The 20,420-nt window shown below is 58.4% G+C and carries 24 protein-coding genes and 1 pseudogene; 14 read left to right on the forward strand and 11 right to left on the reverse strand.

Annotated features, from left to right (window positions below; translation table 11 throughout):
* Nucleotides 1–20: 20 nt before the first annotated feature.
* On the forward strand, nucleotides 21–725 hold the full coding sequence (locus PVE98_RS22140; RefSeq protein ID WP_033748153.1) for a pirin family protein: 705 nt from the start codon (nucleotides 21–23) through the stop codon (nucleotides 723–725).
* Nucleotides 726–756: 31 nt separating this feature from the next.
* On the opposite strand, the gene PVE98_RS22145 is transcribed toward PVE98_RS22140, so the two are convergent.
* Nucleotides 757–969: a hypothetical protein gene (locus PVE98_RS22145; protein ID WP_033748157.1), complete on the reverse strand. Its 213-nt coding sequence runs from the start codon at nucleotides 967–969 to the stop codon at nucleotides 757–759.
* 183 nt (nucleotides 970–1,152) lie between these two features.
* Between PVE98_RS22145 and PVE98_RS22150 the strand changes: the two genes are divergently transcribed.
* The 7 genes from PVE98_RS22150 to crtB all read left to right on the forward strand — a co-directional run bounded on the left by PVE98_RS22150 (nucleotide 1,153) and on the right by crtB (nucleotide 8,777).
* Complete coding sequence (locus PVE98_RS22150; protein WP_033748160.1) at nucleotides 1,153–1,740, forward strand: YtfJ family protein; 588 nt, start codon at nucleotides 1,153–1,155, stop codon at nucleotides 1,738–1,740.
* Nucleotides 1,741–2,017: 277 nt separating this feature from the next.
* On the forward strand, nucleotides 2,018–2,875 hold the full coding sequence (locus PVE98_RS22155; RefSeq protein WP_227741446.1) for a polyprenyl synthetase family protein: 858 nt from the start codon (nucleotides 2,018–2,020) through the stop codon (nucleotides 2,873–2,875).
* Nucleotides 2,876–2,909: 34 nt separating this feature from the next.
* The gene (gene fni / locus PVE98_RS22160; RefSeq protein ID WP_096074188.1) at nucleotides 2,910–3,944 is read left to right on the forward strand and encodes a type 2 isopentenyl-diphosphate Delta-isomerase; all 1,035 of its coding nucleotides are present in this window, start codon (nucleotides 2,910–2,912) and stop codon (nucleotides 3,942–3,944) included.
* Nucleotides 3,941–5,230, forward strand: a complete 1,290-nt coding sequence (locus PVE98_RS22165) for a glycosyltransferase (protein WP_096074187.1) — start codon at nucleotides 3,941–3,943, stop codon at nucleotides 5,228–5,230. Before fni ends, PVE98_RS22165 begins: the two co-directional genes overlap by 4 nt.
* The gene (gene crtY / locus PVE98_RS22170; RefSeq protein WP_096074186.1) at nucleotides 5,214–6,377 is read left to right on the forward strand and encodes a lycopene beta-cyclase CrtY; all 1,164 of its coding nucleotides are present in this window, start codon (nucleotides 5,214–5,216) and stop codon (nucleotides 6,375–6,377) included. Before PVE98_RS22165 ends, crtY begins: the two co-directional genes overlap by 17 nt.
* Complete coding sequence (locus PVE98_RS22175; RefSeq protein WP_096074185.1) at nucleotides 6,374–7,855, forward strand: phytoene desaturase; 1,482 nt, start codon at nucleotides 6,374–6,376, stop codon at nucleotides 7,853–7,855. The genes crtY and PVE98_RS22175 overlap by 4 nt, the downstream gene beginning before the upstream one ends.
* On the forward strand, nucleotides 7,848–8,777 hold the full coding sequence (crtB, locus tag PVE98_RS22180) for a 15-cis-phytoene synthase CrtB (protein ID WP_096074184.1): 930 nt from the start codon (nucleotides 7,848–7,850) through the stop codon (nucleotides 8,775–8,777). Before PVE98_RS22175 ends, crtB begins: the two co-directional genes overlap by 8 nt.
* Here crtB and PVE98_RS22185 read toward each other — a convergent pair.
* The 3 genes and pseudogenes from PVE98_RS22185 to PVE98_RS22195 form a co-directional block, all read right to left on the reverse strand.
* Nucleotides 8,716–9,249, reverse strand: a complete 534-nt coding sequence (locus tag PVE98_RS22185) for a sterol desaturase family protein (protein WP_096074183.1) — start codon at nucleotides 9,247–9,249, stop codon at nucleotides 8,716–8,718. The genes crtB and PVE98_RS22185 overlap by 62 nt on opposite strands.
* A gap of 150 nt (nucleotides 9,250–9,399) precedes the next feature.
* Nucleotides 9,400–9,705 (reverse strand): helix-turn-helix domain-containing protein, encoded by a 306-nt coding sequence (locus PVE98_RS22190; RefSeq protein WP_096074182.1) that lies wholly within the window; start codon nucleotides 9,703–9,705, stop codon nucleotides 9,400–9,402.
* A pseudogene (locus PVE98_RS22195) lies at nucleotides 9,698–10,055 on the reverse strand (type II toxin-antitoxin system RelE/ParE family toxin). Before PVE98_RS22195 ends, PVE98_RS22190 begins: the two are co-directional and overlap by 8 nt.
* A gap of 203 nt (nucleotides 10,056–10,258) precedes the next feature.
* Here PVE98_RS22195 and gstA point away from each other — a divergent pair.
* Complete coding sequence (gstA, locus tag PVE98_RS22200) at nucleotides 10,259–10,861, forward strand: glutathione transferase GstA (protein ID WP_096074351.1); 603 nt, start codon at nucleotides 10,259–10,261, stop codon at nucleotides 10,859–10,861.
* 32 nt (nucleotides 10,862–10,893) lie between these two features.
* Here the strand turns inward: gstA and PVE98_RS22205 are convergent, their stop codons facing one another.
* From PVE98_RS22205 to PVE98_RS22215, 3 genes are all read right to left on the reverse strand, one after another.
* Entirely contained in the window at nucleotides 10,894–11,910 is a 1,017-nt protein-coding gene (locus PVE98_RS22205; RefSeq protein ID WP_033748181.1) for an NAD(P)-dependent alcohol dehydrogenase, read from the reverse strand.
* A 29-nt stretch (nucleotides 11,911–11,939) separates the two neighbouring features.
* The gene (locus tag PVE98_RS22210) at nucleotides 11,940–12,521 is read right to left on the reverse strand and encodes a flavin reductase family protein (protein ID WP_096074180.1); all 582 of its coding nucleotides are present in this window, start codon (nucleotides 12,519–12,521) and stop codon (nucleotides 11,940–11,942) included.
* Nucleotides 12,522–12,634: 113 nt separating this feature from the next.
* Nucleotides 12,635–12,904: a hypothetical protein gene (locus tag PVE98_RS22215; protein WP_033749046.1), complete on the reverse strand. Its 270-nt coding sequence runs from the start codon at nucleotides 12,902–12,904 to the stop codon at nucleotides 12,635–12,637.
* Nucleotides 12,905–13,193: 289 nt separating this feature from the next.
* Between PVE98_RS22215 and PVE98_RS22220 the strand changes: the two genes are divergently transcribed.
* The gene (locus PVE98_RS22220) at nucleotides 13,194–13,751 is read left to right on the forward strand and encodes a thioredoxin domain-containing protein (RefSeq protein ID WP_096074179.1); all 558 of its coding nucleotides are present in this window, start codon (nucleotides 13,194–13,196) and stop codon (nucleotides 13,749–13,751) included.
* A gap of 479 nt (nucleotides 13,752–14,230) precedes the next feature.
* On the opposite strand, the gene PVE98_RS22225 is transcribed toward PVE98_RS22220, so the two are convergent.
* The 4 genes from PVE98_RS22225 to PVE98_RS22240 form a co-directional block, all read right to left on the reverse strand.
* Nucleotides 14,231–15,205: a YsnF/AvaK domain-containing protein gene (locus tag PVE98_RS22225; protein WP_096074178.1), complete on the reverse strand. Its 975-nt coding sequence runs from the start codon at nucleotides 15,203–15,205 to the stop codon at nucleotides 14,231–14,233.
* Between the two features lie 24 nt (nucleotides 15,206–15,229).
* The gene (locus tag PVE98_RS22230) at nucleotides 15,230–15,637 is read right to left on the reverse strand and encodes a DUF2382 domain-containing protein (protein WP_033748188.1); all 408 of its coding nucleotides are present in this window, start codon (nucleotides 15,635–15,637) and stop codon (nucleotides 15,230–15,232) included.
* A 549-nt stretch (nucleotides 15,638–16,186) separates the two neighbouring features.
* Nucleotides 16,187–16,711, reverse strand: a complete 525-nt coding sequence (locus PVE98_RS22235) for a phenolic acid decarboxylase (protein ID WP_033748190.1) — start codon at nucleotides 16,709–16,711, stop codon at nucleotides 16,187–16,189.
* A 183-nt stretch (nucleotides 16,712–16,894) separates the two neighbouring features.
* Nucleotides 16,895–17,026 (reverse strand): hypothetical protein, encoded by a 132-nt coding sequence (locus tag PVE98_RS22240; protein ID WP_255404256.1) that lies wholly within the window; start codon nucleotides 17,024–17,026, stop codon nucleotides 16,895–16,897.
* Between the two features lie 184 nt (nucleotides 17,027–17,210).
* Here PVE98_RS22240 and PVE98_RS22245 point away from each other — a divergent pair, with 184 nt between their 5' ends.
* The 4 genes from PVE98_RS22245 to PVE98_RS22260 all read left to right on the forward strand — a co-directional run bounded on the left by PVE98_RS22245 (nucleotide 17,211) and on the right by PVE98_RS22260 (nucleotide 20,415).
* Nucleotides 17,211–18,143 (forward strand): diguanylate cyclase, encoded by a 933-nt coding sequence (locus tag PVE98_RS22245; protein WP_096074177.1) that lies wholly within the window; start codon nucleotides 17,211–17,213, stop codon nucleotides 18,141–18,143.
* A 144-nt stretch (nucleotides 18,144–18,287) separates the two neighbouring features.
* Entirely contained in the window at nucleotides 18,288–19,205 is a 918-nt protein-coding gene (locus PVE98_RS22250) for an extracellular solute-binding protein (protein WP_096074176.1), read from the forward strand.
* Complete coding sequence (locus PVE98_RS22255) at nucleotides 19,205–20,002, forward strand: molybdenum ABC transporter permease (RefSeq protein WP_033749047.1); 798 nt, start codon at nucleotides 19,205–19,207, stop codon at nucleotides 20,000–20,002. Before PVE98_RS22250 ends, PVE98_RS22255 begins: the two co-directional genes overlap by 1 nt.
* Nucleotides 20,002–20,415, forward strand: coding sequence for an ASCH domain-containing protein (locus tag PVE98_RS22260; RefSeq protein ID WP_033748197.1), 414 nt, complete (start codon nucleotides 20,002–20,004; stop codon nucleotides 20,413–20,415). The genes PVE98_RS22255 and PVE98_RS22260 overlap by 1 nt, the downstream gene beginning before the upstream one ends.
* Nucleotides 20,416–20,420 lie beyond the last annotated feature (5 nt).

Here is a 20,420-nt window from a genome sequence, read left to right on the forward strand (position 1 = left end):
GCTCATAACGGGAGAAGATGATGAATGTTGTGCGTGCCCATCGCGGCCAGCTGTTTGAATATGGTCCCTTTACCATTCGCCGTCTGCGCCCGGGCGAACGCTTCGGGCCGCTGGCGATTGTCGATATGACGACGCTGAAACTCGGCGCGCGTATTCCAATGCACGAGCATGTGAACGACGACATCCTCAGCTACGTCTGGCGCGGATCGGTGCAGCATACCGACCTGCAGGGCGAACGCACGCCGCTGTCGGCGAAACGGGTAATGGTGGTGAATGCGGGCGAAGGCCTGCGGCACGAAGAGTCCGCGCCGCTGATTGAAGCCGAAGTGCTGCAGGCGTTTATCCGTCCAGCGCGCGCCGGCGGCGAAGCGAAAACCCAGCTGCTGGAGCGCGCTGACGGCGTCGCCCATAACGCCTGGACGTGGCTGGCAGGGCCGGAAGGCAGCGCCGCGCCGTTGACGCTGCGTCAGGCAGTGCATATTTACGACGTGCGGCTGGAGCGCGGCAACACGCTGGAGGTACCCGCTCTTCCCGGCTTCGCGCCCTGGCTGGCGGTGCTGGACGGCGTGGTGAATCTTGAAGGGCAGCGCCTGCATAAAGGCGATGTGGCCGGCGACACCGAAGCGCTGCCGGCCGTAACCGCCGAGCGCGACGCCACGCTGATCTGCTTTCTGGTGGATGCGGAAGCGACCGGCGTGATGAGCGGAACCGTCAGCGGCAGTTAAAGCAAGGGAAGGTGAAAACCTTCCCTTTTCTTTATCCGTGGTGACGCGCGCGCTGTAGCGTATGCCGGAACTGGCGCACCTGCTCGCGCGACCAGCAGCGTTCTCTGAATGCCACGTTTTTTACCGGCTCGGGCAACGGCACCCCGTCCAGCGATCCGCGATTACAGTAGGCGCGCACCAGCCTCAGCGGAGAGACGCCCAGGTAGCGCGCGAATTCAGACAGGGTCATTAACTCACTTTTCATATACGTCTCCTTTTGCCAATGATTCTCTGCATCATCGAATCCTTTGACCGCACGTTGTTTGATCTGGCTCATTGAAGGTATGATTAAAATTTGAGCTAAGCGTAAAATTCATTTTTTTCCTGACTGGCGAAGCGGCAGATTTTCACCCAGGCTTGAGGCTCATCCTTCTGTGTGCGAGGCTGCGTGAAACCCTACTCTCTGCTGCTTATCTGCCTGCTTGTTCCCGGCCTGACCGCCGCGCACAGCGTGGAAACGGGCAAAACCCTTCCGCCAGTCTTTATCGCCAACGAGGGCGAACTGGTGATGCAACATGAGATGCTGGGCTACCAGCGCTGGAGCAGCCAGTCGCTGACCGGCAAAGTCCGTATGGTGATCCACGTTGCCGGACGGCTTTCGGCCAAAGAGCAAAACGCGCCGCTGATCGCCGCCATTCAGCAGGCGAACTTTCCGCGCAGCCGCTTTCAGACCACCACCATCGTTAATACAGACGATGCAATCCCCGGCAGCGCGATTTTCGTCGAGCGCAGCATCAAATCGAGCAAGCGCGACGCGCCCTGGCAGCATTTTGTTATCGACAGCAGCGGCGTGGCGCGAAACAGCTGGCAGCTGACGCCGCACGGCTCTACGGTCATTCTGCTGGACGCGCAGGGCGTCGTTCGCTTCGCGAAAGATGGCGCGCTCACGGCACAGGAGGTTAAAGAGGCCGTCGCTTTGCTTAACCAGATGTTGTCCGAAGGGCCTGCGCCTTCTGACGCCGCACTTAGTTCGTGAATAAAATTATTATTTTATTGCCACTTATCTCCGTTTCACCCGTCAGAGCGGCAATTCTCGTCTACGCTTTATTGCACCGCCGCGTCAAAACAAAACAACAATGTTCAGTTTACGGTGGTGCTAAAAATAACAGGATTCACTTTTTCTTAGATGGCTCCTTCTGCGCCACTTTGTTCATTTGCAATTACGACAGGCCGACGCTCACCTGCAAGTAAGGACTGCCATCATGACCATTTTTGCTGAAAGAGATCCTACCCTCATTTACAGCGATCCCCTGATGTTACTCGCGAGTATCGAACAGCGTCTTGATCGACTGCTGCCGGTAGAAAGCGAACGCGACTGCGTGGGGCTCGCGATGCGCGAAGGGGCGCTGGCGCCGGGCAAACGCATCCGGCCAGTGCTGCTGATGCTGGCCGCGCACGACCTGGGCTACCGCGACGAACTCAGCGGCCTGCTCGATTTCGCCTGTGCCGTTGAGATGGTGCATGCCGCCTCGCTGATACTCGACGATATACCCTGCATGGACGACGCCGAACTGCGGCGCGGCCGCCCGACCATCCATCGCCAGTTTGGCGAGCCGGTGGCGATTCTGGCCGCCGTCGCCTTACTGAGCCGCGCCTTCGGCGTTATCGCGATGGCGGACGGCATCAGCAGTCAGGCGAAAACCCAGGCTGTGGCGGAGCTTTCCCACTCCGTCGGCATTCAGGGGCTGGTACAGGGACAGTTTCGCGATTTGACCGAAGGCGGCCAGCCGCGCAGCGCCGACGCTATTCAGCTCACTAACCATTTCAAAACCAGCGCGCTGTTCAGCGCGGCGATGCAGATGGCCTCGGTGGCCGCCGGCGCGCCGCTGGCGTCGCGTGAAAAGCTGCACCGCTTTGCGCGGGATCTCGGCCAGGCTTTCCAGCTGCTGGACGACCTGACCGACGGTCAGAGCGACACTGGAAAAGACGCCCATCAGGATGTGGGAAAATCGACGCTGGTCAATATGCTGGGCAGCAAAGCGGTGGAGAAGCGGCTGCGCGACCATCTGCGCCGCGCCGATCGCCATCTGGCTTCCGCCTGCGACAGCGGTTACACCACCCGGCATTTCGTGCAGGCCTGGTTCGACAAAAAACTCGCTATGGTCGGCTGACCGCGCGTTTCCCGTCTGAGTATATGGAGCAGCAATGAAGGACACGGACCTGACGAAACGCAAAAACGATCATCTGGACATTGTTCTGCGTAACACCACGCCAGCATCGGGCAGCTTCGCCCGCTGGCAATTCACGCACTGCGCTCTGCCGGAACTGCACCTGGATCAGATCGATCTGCGCACCCGGCTGTTCAATCGCCCCATGCAGGCGCCTTTTCTGATTAGCTCAATGACCGGCGGCGCGGCGCGCGCCCTCTCTATTAATCACCATCTCGCCGAAGCGGCGCAGGCGCTTGGCCTGGCGCTGGGCGTCGGTTCACAGCGCGTGGCGCTGGAAAGCGACAACAATTTCGGCCTGACGCGCGACCTGCGCCGTATCGCCCCGGATATTCCGCTGCTGGCGAATCTGGGCGCCGCGCAGATTCTCGGCGAGCAGGGCCGCAGGCTGGCGCAGAACGCGGTCAGCATGATTGAAGCGGATGCGCTGATCGTCCATCTTAATCCGCTGCAGGAAGCGCTGCAGCGCGGCGGCGACCGCGACTGGCGCGGCGTGCTGCAGGCGATTGCACAACTTGTTAAAACGCTCGACGTGCCGGTCATCGTGAAAGAGGTCGGCGCGGGCATCTCGCCCGAGGTTGCGCAGCGGCTTGCCGAGGCGGGCGTCAGCATGATCGACATCGCAGGCGCGGGCGGCACCAGCTGGGCGGCGGTAGAAGGCGAACGCGCCAGCACGCCGCAGCAGCGCGCGGTGGCGATGGCTTTCGCCGACTGGGGCATTCCCACTGATGAAGCGTTGCGCGCCGTGCGCCACAGGCTGCCCGCCATGCCGCTTATCGCCTCCGGCGGCATTCGTGACGGCATCGATGCGGCGAAAGCGCTGCGTCTGGGCGCGGACGTGGTCGGCCAGGCGGCGGCGGTGCTTAGCAGCGCCCTGCACTCCGCCGACGCGGTAGTGACGCATTTTGAGACGCTGATCGAACAGCTGCGCGTCGCCTGTTTCTGCACCGGCAGCGCCAACCTGCGCCAGCTGCGCCTCGCGCCGCTGCGGCGCGCGGGAGAAAGCGAATGAGCCATTTCGCGGTTATCGCCCCGCCTTTTTACAGTCACGTGCGCGCGCTTCAGGCGCTGGCACAGGGGTTAATCGCGCGCGGCCATCGAATTACCTTTATTCAGCAGGCAGAGGTCGCTGCGCTGCTCAGCGATGTGTCCGTCGGCTTTCACGCCATCGGCCTGGCGTCGCATCCTGTCGGCACGCTCGATCGTACGCTGCAGCTGGCGGCCCATCCTGGGGGATTAGGCATTCTGCGCCTGATCCGCGATATGGCCAGCAGCACCGATATGCTGTGCCGGGAGCTGCCGGATGCGCTGCGGGCGCTGGCGGTAGACGGCGTTATTGTCGATCAGATGGCGCCAGCAGGCGGACTGGTGGCGGAGGCGCTGCGGCTGCCATTCGTTTCGGTCGCCTGCGCGCTGCCCGTAAACCGCGAAGCGCATTTTCCGTTGCCGGTGATGCCCTTTTTGTGGGGCACCAGCAGCGCCGCGCGCGAGCGCTTCGCCTCCAGCGAAAAAATTTACGACTGGCTGATGCGCAGCCACGATCGCGTGCTGGCGCGTCATGCCGACGCTTTCGGCCTTGCGGACCGCCGTCAGCCGCATCAGTGTCTGTCGCCGCTGGCGCAAATCAGCCAGCTGCCGCACGCACTCGACTTTCCGCGCGGCGAACTGCCCGCACATTTCCACGCCACCGGCCCGCTGCGCGAACCGGCGACCTCCGCTGAGCTGCCGCTGTTCAGCAATGGCGGCCAGCCGCGCGTTTTCGCCTCGCTCGGCACCTTGCAGGGCGGCCGCTATGGGCTGTTTAAAACTCTGGCGAAAGCCTGTCGTGAACTGCAGGCGGAGTTACTGATCGCCCACTGCGGCGGCCTGAGCGATTTTCAGGCGCGAAAACTGCTGCGCGCCGGCGCCGCCCAGGTCACGGATTTCGTCGACCAGCGCGCCGCGCTGGCGCAGGCGGACGTGGCCATTACCCACGGCGGTCTGAATACGGTGCTGGACGCCGTTGCGCAAAGCACGCCGCTGCTGGCGATTCCGCTGGCGTTCGATCAGCCCGGCATCGCCGCGCGGCTGGCGCACCATGGCCTGGGGATACGCGCGTCGCGCTTCTCCACCAGCCATCAGATTGCGCGTCGCCTGCGTCGCCTGCTGGACGATCGGGCGATTAAACAGCGTATGTCGCGCCTGCAGCCGCAGCTGGCGGCCTGCGGCGGCGTCGAGCGTGCGGCCGATATTACCGAACGCGCGCTGCTGACGCGCCAGCCGGTGCCTGCGGAGAAGTGCTATGACATCGCAGTATGATCTGCTACTGCTCGGCGCCGGGCTGGCGAACGGACTGCTGGCGCTGCGGCTTAAACAGCAGCAGCCCAGTCTGCGCGTGCTGGTGCTTGAAGCCGACGCCCGCGCGGGCGGCAACCACACCTGGTGCTTCCACCAAGAGGATCTCAGCGCCTCGCAGCATCAGTGGATCGCGCCGCTGGTGGCGCACCGCTGGCCGCACTACGAAGTGCGCTTTCCTCAGCTGACGCGTCAGCTCGACAGCGGCTATTTCTGCATGACTTCCGCCCGTTTTGACGAGGTGCTGCGCGCGACGCTCGGCGACGCGCTGCGGCTTAACCAGACTATCGCCTGCAGCGGGCCTGACCACGTTCAGCTCGCCAGTGGCGAAGTGCTGCGCGCGCGCGCCGTGATCGATGGCCGCGGCTATCAGCCCGACGCCGCTCTGCAGATCGGCTTTCAGGCTTTTCTCGGTCAGGAGTGGACCCTGAGCCAGCCGCATCGGCTTGAGGGTCCGATTCTGATGGATGCCGCCGTCGACCAGCAGGGCGGCTATCGTTTCGTCTATACCCTGCCGCTCTCGCCGACGCGTCTGCTGATCGAGGATACTCACTATATCGACGACGCCTCGCTGGCGGCGGCGCAGGCGCGGCAGAATATCTGCGACTACGCCGCGCGTCAGGGCTGGCAGCTGGAGACGCTGATGCGCGAAGAGCGCGGCGCGCTGCCGATTACCCTGGCGGGCGACTTCGACCGCTTCTGGCATCAGCGGCCGCCCAGCGTCGGCCTGCGCGCCGGGCTTTTCCACCCTACGACCGGCTATTCACTGCCGCTGGCGGCGGCGCTGGCGGATGCACTCGCCACAGAGGCCGATTTCTCCCCTGAGGCGCTCGCGCCGCGTATCCACCGCTTCGCGCAGGCAGCATGGCGGCGGCAGGGCTTCTTTCGCATGCTCAACCGCATGCTGTTTCTGGCGGCCGACGGGGACCAGCGCTGGCGCGTGATGCAGCGCTTTTACGGGCTGCCCGAGGGGCTCATCGCCCGGTTTTACGCCGGACGGCTTACGCTGGCCGACCGCGCGCGCATTCTTAGCGGCAAGCCGCCCGTCCCGGTACTGGCGGCGCTGCAGGCTATTCTCACTCACCCTTCTGGACGAAGAGCATCACGATGAAGCACACCACGGTAATTGGCGCAGGATTTGGCGGACTGGCGCTGGCGATTCGCCTGCAGGCGGCGGGCGTTCCAACGCGGCTGCTGGAGCAGCGCGACAAGCCGGGCGGCCGCGCTTATGTTTATCAGGATCAGGGCTTTACCTTTGATGCAGGCCCAACGGTGATTACCGATCCTTCCGCCATCGAAGAGCTGTTCGCCCTGGCGGGCAAATCGATGAGCGATTATGTCGAGCTGTTGCCGGTGACGCCCTTCTACCGGCTCTGCTGGGAGTCGGGCGAGGTATTTAACTACGACAACGATCAGGCGCGGCTGGAGGCGGAGATCCGCAAATTCAATCCAGACGACGTGGCGGGCTATCAGCGCTTCCTCGACTATTCGCGCGCCGTGTTCGCCGAAGGCTACCTTAAGCTCGGCACCGTTCCCTTTCTGTCGTTCCGCGATATGCTGCGCGCCGCGCCGCAGCTTGCGCGCCTGCAGGCCTGGCGCAGCGTCTACAGCAAGGTAGCGAGCTTTATCGAAGATGATAAGCTGCGTCAGGCATTCTCTTTTCATTCGCTGCTGGTCGGCGGCAATCCCTTCGCCACCTCGTCGATTTATACCCTGATCCATGCGCTGGAGCGCGAATGGGGCGTCTGGTTTCCGCGCGGCGGCACCGGCGCGCTGGTACAAGGCATGCTGAAGCTTTTTCAGGATTTAGGCGGCACGCTGGAGCTGAACGCCCGCGTCAGCCATATAGAGGCGAAAGACGCCGCGATCTCTGCCGTGCACCTGGAGGATGGCCGGGTATTCGAGACCCGCGCGGTCGCCTCTAACGCCGATGTGGTGCATACCTACGGCGATCTGCTCGGCAAACATCCCGCCGCCGCCGCGCAGGCCAAAAAGCTGAAGGGCAAGCGCATGAGCAATTCGCTGTTCGTGCTCTATTTCGGCCTGAACCACCATCACGATCAGCTGGCGCACCACACCGTCTGCTTTGGCCCGCGCTACCGCGAGCTGATTGACGAGATCTTCAACCGCGACGGACTGGCGGAAGATTTTTCTCTCTATCTTCACGCGCCCTGCGTCACCGATCCTTCGCTGGCGCCGCCGGGATGCGGCAGCTACTACGTGCTGGCACCGGTGCCCCACCTCGGCACCGCCGATCTGGACTGGAATGTTGAGGGGCCGCGCCTGCGCGATCGTATTTTCGCCTATCTGGAAGAGCACTATATGCCCGGCTTGCGCAGCCAGCTGGTGACTCATCGCATCTTTACGCCGTTCGATTTTCGCGACGAGCTTAACGCCTATCAGGGCTCCGCCTTTTCCGTCGAGCCGATTTTGCGTCAGAGCGCCTGGTTCCGGCCGCATAACCGCGACAGTCATATTCGCAATCTCTATCTGGTCGGCGCGGGCACGCATCCAGGTGCGGGCATTCCCGGCGTGATCGGTTCCGCCAAAGCCACCGCAAGCCTGATGCTGGAGGATCTGCATGAATAATCCGACGCTGTTGCACCATGCCGTGGAGACGATGGAGGTGGGCTCGAAGAGTTTTGCTACCGCCTCGAAGCTGTTTGACGCCAAAACGCGCCGCAGCGTATTGATGCTCTACGCCTGGTGCCGGCACTGCGACGACGTGATCGACGACCAGCAGCTTGGCTTTCCCGGCGAGATCCCTTCGGCGCAGACGCCCCAGCAGCGCCTGGCGAATCTGGAGTGCAAAACCCGGCAGGCCTATGCGGGCGCGCAAATGCACGAACCAGCGTTCGCCGCCTTTCAGGAGGTGGCGCTCGGCCACGACATTTCCCCCGCTTACGCCTTCGACCATCTGGAAGGGTTCGCCATGGACGTGCGCGGCGCGCGCTATGAAACGCTGCAGGATACGTTGCGCTACTGCTACCACGTCGCGGGCGTAGTCGGGCTGATGATGGCGCAAATCATGGGGGTGCGCGACGAGGCGGTGCTGGATCGCGCCTGCGATCTCGGCATCGCTTTTCAGCTGACCAATATTGCGCGCGATATCGTCGAGGATGCGCGCGTCGGCCGCTGCTATTTGCCGGAAAGCTGGCTGGAAGAGGCCGGTCTCGATCGACTTCACTTTGCCGATCGCGCGCATCGACCGATGCTGGCGGGACTGGCGCGGCGGCTGGTAAGCGAAGCGGAGCCCTATTACGCTTCCGCTTCAGCAGGCCTGGCTGGGCTGCCGCTGCGCTCCGCCTGGGCGATCGCCACGGCGAAAGAGGTCTATCGCCGCATTGGCGTTAAGGTTTACGGCGCGGGCGAAACCGCCTGGGATCGCCGCCAGTCCACCAGCAAACAGGAGAAGCTCCTGCTGCTGGCGGCGGGTGCGGCGCAGGCGATCAGGTCTCGGGCGGCCGCTTCGCCGCCGCGTCCGCCCGAGCTTTGGCAGCGTCCGCGTTAGGCTGACGACCGTGGCGCTGGCGTAGCGTCGCCTGTAATTTCGCCAGCGGCGGCGCATAGAGGAAGCCGAAGGAAACGCAGTCTTCCCGCCCGCGCACCGCATGGTGCATACGATGCGCCATATAGAGTCGCTTAAAGTAGCCGCGACGCGGTATGTACTTAAAGGGCCAGCGCTGATGCACCAGCCCGTCATGCACAATAAAATAGAGCAGGCCATAAAGCGTCATGCCTGCGCCTATCCACTGTAGCGGCCAGACGCCGCGACTGCCCAGGTAGATTAAGAGAATCGCCAGCCCGGCGAACACCACGGCATACAGGTCGTTGACCTCAAACCAGCCGCTATGCGGCTCATGATGCGATCGGTGCCAGCCCCACCCCCAGCCGTGCATAATATATTTGTGCGACAGCGCGGCGGTAATTTCCATCGCTACGACGGTCAGTAATACGATTCCAGCGTTCCACAACCACAGCATATCTTCTCCCGTCAGTGCATCCTGCCAGCCAGCTCAGGCTGGCTATCATCTGCTGCGGCACCCCGCAGGCGAACAGTAAGTTTAGGCTATGGCCTGTAATTCGCCGCAGGGTTTAAAGTGAAGCATTGCTCTGCCGCTGAGGAGGTGCACTTAGACCCGCAGCGTTCGGCCGCCCAGGCCATCAGGCATTTCGATCAACAGGCTTAGCGTGCCGCCCATCGCTTCAACGTAACGCTTAATCGTAATCAGACGCTGATCGGCTCCAGCCTGTTCAATTTGCACGATCCGCGGTTGCTTAACGCCCATCGCGGCGGCCACGCTTTTTTGCGAGATTGCCAGCTCTTCACGTAACAGTTGCAGGCCAGTTTCGAGGATCATGGTGCCAGCCATTTGCTGAACATCCGCCAGTTCAGTATCAGAAAACTCAGCCTTCAGGAAATCATTCAGTTCAGTCATGAGGGTTTCTCTTAAGTTCTTCCAGATGCTGGCTAAATATGTCATCCGCCAGCGCTATCATGCGTTCGTAAAATTGCTTATCGCCCGTTTTATCGCCAGCGCACAGCACAATCGCCTGACGCGCCGGATCAAAGGCATAAAAGGCGCGTACAGGATGTCCGCCGTACTGAATTCTTAGTTCTTTCATATTGGTAAACCGGGACCCCTTGACGGTGTCCGCATAGGGCCGAGGCAAAGCTGGTCCATAATGTTGGAGGTTTAGCAGGCTGGCGGCGATGCGCTTTTTTAAGGCTGGTTCCTGACCGCGTAGCCATACTTTTAAACTCGTCCGTAAGTATTACCGCCCACATCGCCAGTTCTCCTTATAAGCGATTCCTTATACAAATATATAAGCTTTCTCTTATAGCGGCAAGCGCATACCAGACATGGCCAGGCCTGAAGTGAACGGCAAAATTCTCGTCATTCTAGCCTGTTAGCACAAAAGGCAATGGCGCAAGCGGTCCGCGCTGCCGTAGACTGCGGCAGCAAAAAACAAAACAGGGATAACAACGAGATGAAGCTGTTCTATAAAGCGGGCGCCTGCTCGCTGACGACCCACATCGTTCTGCACGAAACCGGATTGCCGCATACCTCCGTTGCAGTGGATTTAAAAACCAAACGTACCGTCGAAGGCGACGATTTTCTGGCGATCAACAGCAAAGGTTATGTGCCGGCATTGCAGCTCGACAACGGCCACGTGCTGACCGAGGGCGCCGTTATTGCCCAGTATCTGGCGGATTTGAAGCCGGAGAGCCATTTGCTGGCGGCAGGCGGCGAAGCGCGCTATGCGGTGCTGGAGTGGATGAACTTTATTTCCACCGAGCTGCACAAAGGCATTGGAGCGTTTTTCAACCCGGCTATCACGCCGGAATGGAAGGCGGCTGCGACGGCGACGTTGACCAAACGTCTGGACTGGCTGGCGGAAGCGCTGGGAGATAACCGCTATTTATACGCTGACCACTTCACCATTGCCGATGCCTATCTGTTCAACGTATTGAGCTGGTTCCGCGTGGTTGATTTCAGCCTGGATCACTGGCCGGCGCTGCAGCGCTTTGCTGCGACTCATGCGCAGCGTCCGTCAGTGATCGCCGCGATGAAATCGGAAGGCCTGATGTAATAAAACAGCGCGCCCGAGGGCGCGCTGTTCGATCAGAAGTCCGCTTTCAGCACGATGCGGTAGTGCGCCTTGCCGGCGCGCAGGTGATCGAGCGCGTCGTTAATTTTCGACATCGGGAAATATTCCACGGTCGGCGCGACATCCGCACGCGACGCCAGACGAAGCAGCGAGCGCAGCTGGCCCGGCGAACCGGTAGAGGAGCCGGTCACGCCGCGATCGCCGAGGATCAGGTTGAACGCCTGCACCTCGAACGGCTTCATCACCGCCCCCACGGTGTGGAAGCGACCATTGGCCGCCAGCGCCTGAAAATAGGGCTGCCAGTCAAGATCCACCGCGACGGTGCTGATGATCAGGTCGAACTGACCGGCCAGCTTGTTCAGCGCCTCAGGATCGCGGCTATTGACGACGTAGTCCGCGCCCATCTGCTTAATGGTTTCAGTTTTGGAAGGCGACGAACTGAAGGCCGTGACTTCCGCGCCCAGCGCGCGCAGCAGTTTAATCGCCATATGGCCAAGACCACCGATGCCGATCACGCCCACGCGGCTGGTAGCGGTAATGTTATGCATCAGCAGCGGTTTAAAGACGGTGATGCCGCCGCACAGCAGCGGACCGGCGGTCGCCGCGTCCAGATTTTCCGGCAGCGGAATAACCCATTGCCAGTTGGCGCGTAAATGGCTGGCGAAGCCGCCATGGTTGCTGATGGTGGGAACGTTATTGTTGACGCAGTTAACCTGCTCGCCGTTGATGCAGGCGTCGCAATATTGACAGCTTTTCGCCGTCCAGCCGATGCCGACGCGCTGGCCCATGCTCAGGCCTTTATTTTTGGCGCTGTCGCCCAGCGCAACCACGCGGCCAATCACTTCATGACCGGCGATCAGCGGATAGGCCGAGATGCCCCACTCGTTGTCGATCATCGAGAGATCGGAGTGGCACACGCCGCAGTAATCGACTTCAACTTCGACATCTTCCGCGGCCAGCGGGCCGGGATCGTACTCATAGGGTTGAAGCGCTTCTCCAGCCTTCATGGCCGCGTAACTTTTAAATTTCATGCTTTTCCTCGCTAAGGTAGTGAATGCGCTCAAGGCATTTTGGCGCTGAAGCTGTCCGCAACCGTCACGAACTGCCCGCCGCCAAGATGATGCAAAGTGTGAAGCGCGCGGTTTTCGGCGCTGAAATGCCAGCGACCGTCATAAAAGACTCGGCTGTCAGCTGCCGCTGCCACTACTTCGCCGAACAAAGTGTCGTAGTTTTGCTGCGCCTCTGTTGCCGGCAGCAGCCGACACTCCAGCCAGGCGACGCAGCTCTCTTCCAGCAGCGGCACGCCCAGCTCAGGACTCTTGATGGCCTGAATATCCCAGGCGGCGAATTTATCTTCATCGCGCCCCGATCGGTTGCCGACGGCATAGGTCAGATCGGCGAAGGCGGCAGCCGGCACGCAGACGCCAAAGGCGCCGCTCGACTCAATCAGCTCACGCGACCAGGTCGCCTTATCCACCACGATCGCCACGCGCGGCGGCGTAAACTCCACCGGCGTCGACCAGGCGGCGGCCATAACGTTGCGGCGCTGAGTCTGCGGATGCTGGCTGGTAATCAGAATGGTAGGACCGTGATTGAGCAGACGGCTGGCGTGCTGAAGCGCCACCGGACGGAAATGCGACATAGCGGTTCCTTACTGAATTGACGCACGCTGCTTTGTACATCATAAATTGCTGTAAACGTTTTACTTTACGCGTTTTCGCCAGCAGCGGTTTACCGCTGAGTGCCGAGCCGTTTTTATAATAGATCGTGATTCAACGGTGTGCGAAAAGCGTGGCGGGCTGCGCTCATCAGCTGTGCGGCCGTAACGGTGGGCGGCAGTCGCGTCAGCACTTTGCTCGCCTGCCAGTAGCACAACACCATCACCTCATCGGTTTCGCTTTCGGCCAGCTCTTTCAGCCGTGCGCGCAGCGTCGGAACGTTGAGCGTCTGCTGCTCGTCCAGCATCTCTTCGATGGTCTTGATAATGACGTCATGGATAGTTTTCCAGGAAAGATTAGTAAGCAAAATCAACCTCTTCTAGCGCTTTCCGGCTCCGGAACAGTTATAACTTTTACCGCGCGGTTGACACCTGCGCGGGCGAGATAATGTTAACATGGCATTAACTATAGCTGCATCATCGGGCTTTCGGCGACTTTTACACAGCGGGATTATCACCGTGGAAGCGTTTTCAAAAAAGCGGCTGGTTTAGCTGTAAAAGCGGGTTTTTGATGCCTGATTAGGGCAACCTTGTAAGGTGCTGAGACAGGGCAATTTTTTGAATGGCAGAGGTTTTAGATTTAACAGGAGAGAAAAAATGAGCAGAGACAAATTTGTGGCTGATGCGCTGGTGTGGGGCCAGGGACCATGCGTTTTCGAGATTTTTCTGGAACCAACATGCCCTTTTTCCGTACGCGCCTTCAATAAGCTTGATGCGCTGCTGGAATATGTCGGCGAAAAAGAGATGACGTTGAAAATCCGCCTGCAGTCGCAGCCGTGGCATCTCTTTTCAGGGCTGATTGTGCGCTATATTCTGGCGGCCTCGACTCTACCCGACGGGAAACATGCCGCCAGAGCGGTGATGAAAGCGGTAGCCGATCACCGCGAAGAGTTCGAGTTTGTCGATCACTGTCGCGGCCCCAATATGCACACAACGCCTGAAGAAATAATCGACCGCCTTAAGCGCTATAGCGACGTCGACGCTCGCGCCCCATTCGACCGCGCAGAGCTGCAAAACGAGATCAAGTGGCACTGCAAATATGCGCGTCAGAATGGCGTGCACGTTTCACCGACTTTTATGATCAACGGGTTAATTCAACCGGAGATGGGCAGTGGCGATGAGATTAGCGAGTGGGCAAAGCGTCTGATGGCATAGAAAGCATCGCCTGCGGAGAGCGCAGGCGATATGGATTACTGGTCGGTGTCGTCATCTTCGTAAGCAGGTATTTCCGCATCATCCGGCAGCGGTTCAGTATCGGGACGTTCAGACATAAAAAAGCTCCTTCGGGCGGCTATGAAAAACCTGACATATCGCTGCAACAACGCTAAATTCAGACGCCTTCTGACCAAAAAAGCGCAGACTAGACGAATCCGCATTTAACGCGTTGAGTTAACCTGCGGCAACGGCTGCGCAATCATGCGGTTAGCGAAGCAGAAAGCAAAACGCAGCGTGCGGCGAATTTTCGGTAACATCTGGCAATATAATAAACTACTGAAAATTGCGGCAATGCCGATAGATTGATGCGTGCAGACGGGGAGGTTGGCAGCGAGCCAACACCAGGGCAACCGCGTTGACTTCCCCGCTGCAGCTGTTCAGGTTCGGCCTGACGACTGCTCGCCAGACTGAACAGAACCTTATGGACGTTTCAGCAGAGGATCGACTTTATCCTTTTCTTCAACGCCTGATACGCCGCTTCTCTCAACGATATCGTCATCTGCGCCGGTGGTTCCGGTAGTGTTAAAAGCGCCGGCAGGTTTTGCCGTAGCGCTGCCGGTACCTGTCAGAGGGGCATCCGCAGCGAGATGGCTGTCTGCATGATCGATGTCCACTTCCTGGCGACGAACAGAATCTGTGACGTTTTCAACGCGCTCGCTCTGGTCTGTGCGTACCACCACTTCTTCCTTGATGCGCGCGGTTTTGTTGATAACCGGCTGCTCATGCGTTTCCGCTACTTCGATGGTTTTATCTTCCCAGTCAACATTATCCGTCGCGGCCAGATCGTTGGTTGAACGGCGGAAGATATCCGCATGCTGCTCCTGCAGAGAGATATTTTCTGAAACCTGATCGGTCACGGTATAGCGACGGACGCGCGTGGTCCCCTCGCTGACCAGACGTTTGCCGACTTCCAGACGCTCTTCAGCCAGGCGCAGCACTTCTTCTTCGCTTTCATCGCCGGTAAGCGAAGTGCGAACCGGCTGCGTCAGACCGCTGTCGGCAACGCTGTTGACGCCAGTCGCGCTCTGCGCAGTCGAAACGGTGTAGCCGTCATCCTGCGACAGGCCGTTGCCGGCTGGCAGTTCGCCGGTGTCATGCGCATCCAGAATACTGTAGGCGCGCGGCAGCTTATCCTCTTCAGCGCGCAACGTCAGCACGACGCTGCCTGAGTTAATCGCATCTTCATACACGCCGCTCTGCTCTTCATCCAGCGTGCTGCCGAACAGACGCTGCCAGAAGCCTGGATGACGGGCTTCGTGTCCTTCCGATTTCAGACGCTCGCCAGAAATCACATCAATATCATGCTCGGCGAAACCCGCCTTGATAAGGCTACGCTTAGCCCCTTCAGCCTGAGCCAGAGTACTGAACATTGTTACGATTTTTTCGTGTGCCATGATTTCCTCCTGCGTGATGATGGCTTAGGTGTCGTCTTTTTTCCGGTTAATCTCGACATGCTGTTTACGTAGTGAAACGGTCTCTTCCCAGGGAACCTCTTCATGCGTTCGCCGGATATGCAACTCCTCTTTCAAAACCAGCCTGCGAATGATTTCAACTTCCTCTTCTACGACCGGAACGATAAGGACGCCTTCCTCTTCCCTGATATCCGGCATAGACGCGATGCGCTCATTTTTCGGCACATGCGTCACCTCGACGTTTTCCCGGCGCAACAGTAGACTTACTGGCTCGTTATGCGTGGAAGTCTGGCGTTTGACAGTGACATATCCATCCAGTACTTCTTCTCGCGATACGCTCAGCTTTTCTTCAGCCAGATGCAGTATTTCCTCTTCTGCATTTGGATGTTCGTCGTTGTTTGAAGAAGAAGCCATATTTCACCCTTAATGAAATGCCCGGTTGAAATAAACACCCTGATATAATCAAATCAAAAGCATTTACAACTAATGAAACTTAAGTCTGAATCAAAACCCAGCCGTTGCAAGCCAAACGGTAAAAAAAAAGAAAATTAAAACAAAGACGAGAACGCGGCTAAAAAACCAGACATTAATCCAACAAGAATTTATCCTTTGCGAGCAAGGGTTTATTGTAATTTCGTTGTTTTATTGCGCACGCTGTTAATTCAGGATAATTCCTACCAGCAAAAATTTTAAATTTAGCTACGTCACCTGAATATTATTATTAACGCGCTGATATGCATTGTTTTTATATTGCCTTTAAATAAAAAATCGTATAAGCATGTAAAAATATGTCAGCGAGTGAATAATTACGACGCCAGGCATGCAAAAAGCGTTATTACGGGGATTAAATCGCCAGCGCGACTCGTTTCAAGCCAGCTGAAAAGTGGTTTTTTGGCGCGAGGGCAACATGGTAAAGGAGGATGGGGTAGGCTCTGCCGCGACGCACGCGGCAGAGCGAGGTCGTTATTTCCCTTCAAAGAAATTTTCAGGCAACTGTCCCGGCGCGCGGTCAATAACGCTGTCGTTATCGGGCCCTTCATTTTTCATATAGGTAACTTCGGCAAATTCGGGAATGATGACATAAGGATAGGCTGGGCCTTCATCTCTGAAACGATGCATATCTTCGATAAACTCATTCTGATAGCAGATGGTTTTTTCAGGATGCTGACCTTCTCCGGCGATCCACTGCGGGAAAAAAATGGTGCCATGCAGCAGTTTGCGGTTCAAGTCAAACAGCAGGCTGACGCAGGTGCCGGTCGGTTCATGCCAGTCCACCTTAAATATACCAGGGGCAAACTGCACGGCATTCATCTTCTGATTAGTCACCCAGCGCCCACCAACCAGGCCCTGATGGATGCGATAGTCGCAGGTCGTTTCATTACGCGCGTACCACTCATACTTCCAGCCGTTATCGTAGGTATAGACAAAATGCGTACCGACAAACTGCGATAGATCGCGTGATGACTCGTTAAGCGAAGCGATAGTCATGGCTTACCTCATGTTATAAGTAAGGAGGGCTCCGGCCTGTTGCGCAGAGCCGCATTCTCTTTTGAGACCGGCCGTTAATATTTTGCCGGTTCACTTATTATTGATGAGGATCCATTATTCACCACTTCAGCAGCGATTTAAGATGCGCAGCGGCGCAGGATGCAAGAGGCAAAAGCGGCCATTCTATATTTTACTGTTTTCTTCCACTGCGATTAAAATCTGAACAACAATAGAAGCGTCATCACGCTTTTTTTCATCAGTGCTAATTACAAAATATGGATTTAACCCATTGGCATCTTCGCCAAATATAGCCATGCAGAAACCTGCCGTTACATCATGCATATATTTATCACATTAAAAATTCGTTGCTAAATTAATCATAAACGGTTCTTTTACCCCGCACTGAGAAATCATAACGCGCAGGATATGATCGTAATCAACGCCTTTCGACACGTCTCTTACTACCCTTCATTAATGTTTTACTAACGTAACTAATAAAATGATAACGCTGCGAAAAATTAACGGTTTTGAATTAGAACGGGATATCGGCGAACTTAATCAGGCAATCGCTCAACATTATATCTGGTCCAGTCAACTAACCACGACGGCGCTGTTCCATGACAGCCCCGATCCAGAGGTGATGGACACCGAATCACATCTGCACTGCCGGTTCAGTAAATGGCTGGCCATTCGTTTGCGGCTGAAGAATTTTGAAGATCCAGCGGTTAAACAAATTGAAGAGCGCCACGCGGCTATCCACGCCTCTATGCGCGAACTGCTGTTGGCAATGCAGCAAGGCACCTTAACGCGCGCGCAGCTACAGGACTATTACGCGGACCAGCGGGCCTTCCTCGACGCCATCGATCGTTATAAAACCGAGCTGATCGCGCTACGGAATAACCACGATGCGTTGACGGGGCTGCCGCTCAGAAAACTGCTTTATCGCGATTTCCCGTTACTGCAGCAGGCTGTTGGTCGTAATGAAGCGCCTTCGCTCTATCTGACCCTGATTGACATTGACCACTTTAAACAGGTCAACGACAAATATGGCCATACGACTGGCGATGCAGTGCTGAGAGAACTTGGCAGCTTACTCTCCATGAATAGCCGCAGCCAGGACAAAACCTACCGCTTTGGTGGCGAAGAATTTATTCTGCTGCATGTTTGCGACAGCGATGCGGCCTTTAACGCCACGCTGGAGCGACTTATGGCGCAGATTCGCGCGCATAATTTCATTACGCCGACCGGCACGCTGCAGATCACGGTAACCTGTGGCGCCGTGCATGCAGACAGCGATGAGGCGTTACAGACGCTGATCGAAAAGGCCGACCGGGCAATGTATCTGGGCAAACAGCAGGGCCGCGATCGCATTATCTTTTGTCCGCATGAAAACCAGGCGCCGAGCCACGCTGGCGAAGCGACCTGCTGGTAGACGAAACCTAAACTCTTCCTCAACGCAGCGCGACTTTCCGCCTCGCGCTGCCGCCTTTTCTCTCTTACCGCACGGCTGACGCTTGTCTGGCTGACGCGACCTCACGATAATCGCTATCTACTTTACTTTATAACGAGAGTGCAGATGAAAAAGCTCAGGCTTATCGCGTTGATAAGCGCCCTATTATGCAGCGCTTCCGCCATGGCGACCGATATTCGCGTCACCTACGCTGGTTCAATGGGCAAGGTAATGGATGAGAGTTTAGGCCCGGCATTCGCCAAAGCCAACCACGGCAGCTATCAGGGACAGGGTCAGGGCGCCTACGGCATGGCGCGACTGCTGGCGAGCAAAAAAATCACCGCTGACGTTTTTGTCTCAATTACGCCAGGTCCGATGCAGATCCTGAAAGAGGCGGGCCTGATCGATAACGCCGTGCCAGTCGCCAGCACCAGCATGGTGATCGCCTATAGCCCAAAAGGCCCCTATGCGCAGCAGTTCGCCGCCGCCGCGAAGGCAGGCAATGCCAGCTGGCTTAAGCTGCTGGCGACGCCCGGCCTGAAGTTTGGCCGTACCGATCCGGTTAACGATCCTAAAGGGCAGAATATTGTCTTCTCCCTGCTGCTGGCGGAGAAGTATTACGGCAAGCCTGGCGCAGCTGACAGCATCATGGGCGGTGTGCAGAATCCGGCGCAGACTCATCTTGAAGGCGGTTTGCTGGCACGGCTTGAGAGCGGCCAGGTCGACGCCGCGGCCGGTTATGAAAGCGAAGTCATCTCTGCGCATCTGCCCTACGTCGCGCTGCCGGACGAGATTAATCTGAGCAATCCGGCACAGGCTAAAAAGTGGTACGACACCGTTAGCTTTACGATCAAAGACAGCAAAGGCGAGGAGAAAACCCTGCACACCCAGCCGCTGGTCTACTACGCGGCGGTGCTGAAAAATGCGCCTCACGGTGCGAAAGCGGGACAGGCCTTCGTCGATTTTATGCTGAGCAAAGCGGGTCAGGCGCTCTACCAGCAGAATGGCTACGCCGCGCCTAAAGGCGACGCGCTCTACCCGTGATAAAGCGTCGCCCCTCTTCGGCACTCTGGTTATCGCTGCCCGCGCTTGCGCTGCTGGCGGTGCCTTTCCTGACGCTGATCGCCCTGACTCGCTGGCGCCATTTTCATCTTGCCTGGGGCGACGGCAACGCTATCGCGATCTCGACCGGGCTGGGAATGATATCGCTGCTGCTGATCGTTACCACCGGCCTGCCCGTCGCCTGGTGGCTGTCGCAGGCGCGCGGCAAGGCGCGGACGGTGGTGGAGATACTGGTGTTGATCCCGCTGCTGACGCCGCCGCTGGCGATGGGCATTCTGCTGGTCAGCGCCTATGGACCCTACGGACCGGCAGGCTCGCTGCTGGCGCGCATGGGCGTTGAGCTGGTTAACAATCCGGCCGCCTTTGTGCTGGCGCAGTGGTACGGCGCGCTGCCCTGGTTTATTACGGCGGCGCGGTCGGCCTTTGCCGCCGTGCCCGTCGCCATCCTGGAGGCGGGCCGCACGCTGGGCGCGTCGCCGTGGCAGCGTTTTCGCCGTCTGTCACTGCCGCTCGCCGCGCCGGGTCTCGCGACGGCGGTAGCGCTCGCCTGGGTGCGCGCTATCGGCGAATTCGGCATCGTGATGATTTTTGCCTATTTCCCGCAGGGCATTCCGGTTAAGCTCTACAACAATTTGCAGAATGACGGCGTGGATGCGGTTTATGTGCTGCTGTGGCTGCTGCTGTTGTTTACCTTACCTTTGCCGCTGGCCTGCTTTGCCTTTGTGCGTCGTTACGCACGCGAAAAAGAGCCGCGGCGCACCCGATCGGGAGTGATCTGATGTCCGTTTCGCTGGAGCAGTTGATCGAGAAGTACCCAGAGGCGCATGCATGGGCGTTCGGCGACTCGGCCGAGTTGGCCGATCGTCTCGTTACGCTGGTGATTGCCGGTAAAAAGATGGCGAGCTGCGGCTCGCTGCACGGCTGGCAGGATGACGAATCAAAGCCTGAGCCTGGCGGCTACAGCATTATCCTCGACGGCGCGGGGCAGCCGCGTTGCGTAATCCGCACCACCGGCCTCTTTTTGACCCGCTTCGACCGTGTGACGCCGGAGATGGCGATGCTGGAAGGCGAAGACGATCTTAGTCTGGAAAGCTGGCGCCGCGAGCATCAGCGCTTTTTCCAGAACGAAGGCACCTTTCACCCCGAGATGGAGCTGGTGTTCGAGACCTTCCAGCTGGTTGAGGTGGTGTAGTTCAG

This window comes from Pantoea sp. GABEPS69 (genome assembly GCF_045780835.1).
Lineage (GTDB): Bacteria > Pseudomonadota > Gammaproteobacteria > Enterobacterales > Enterobacteriaceae > Pantoea > Pantoea septica.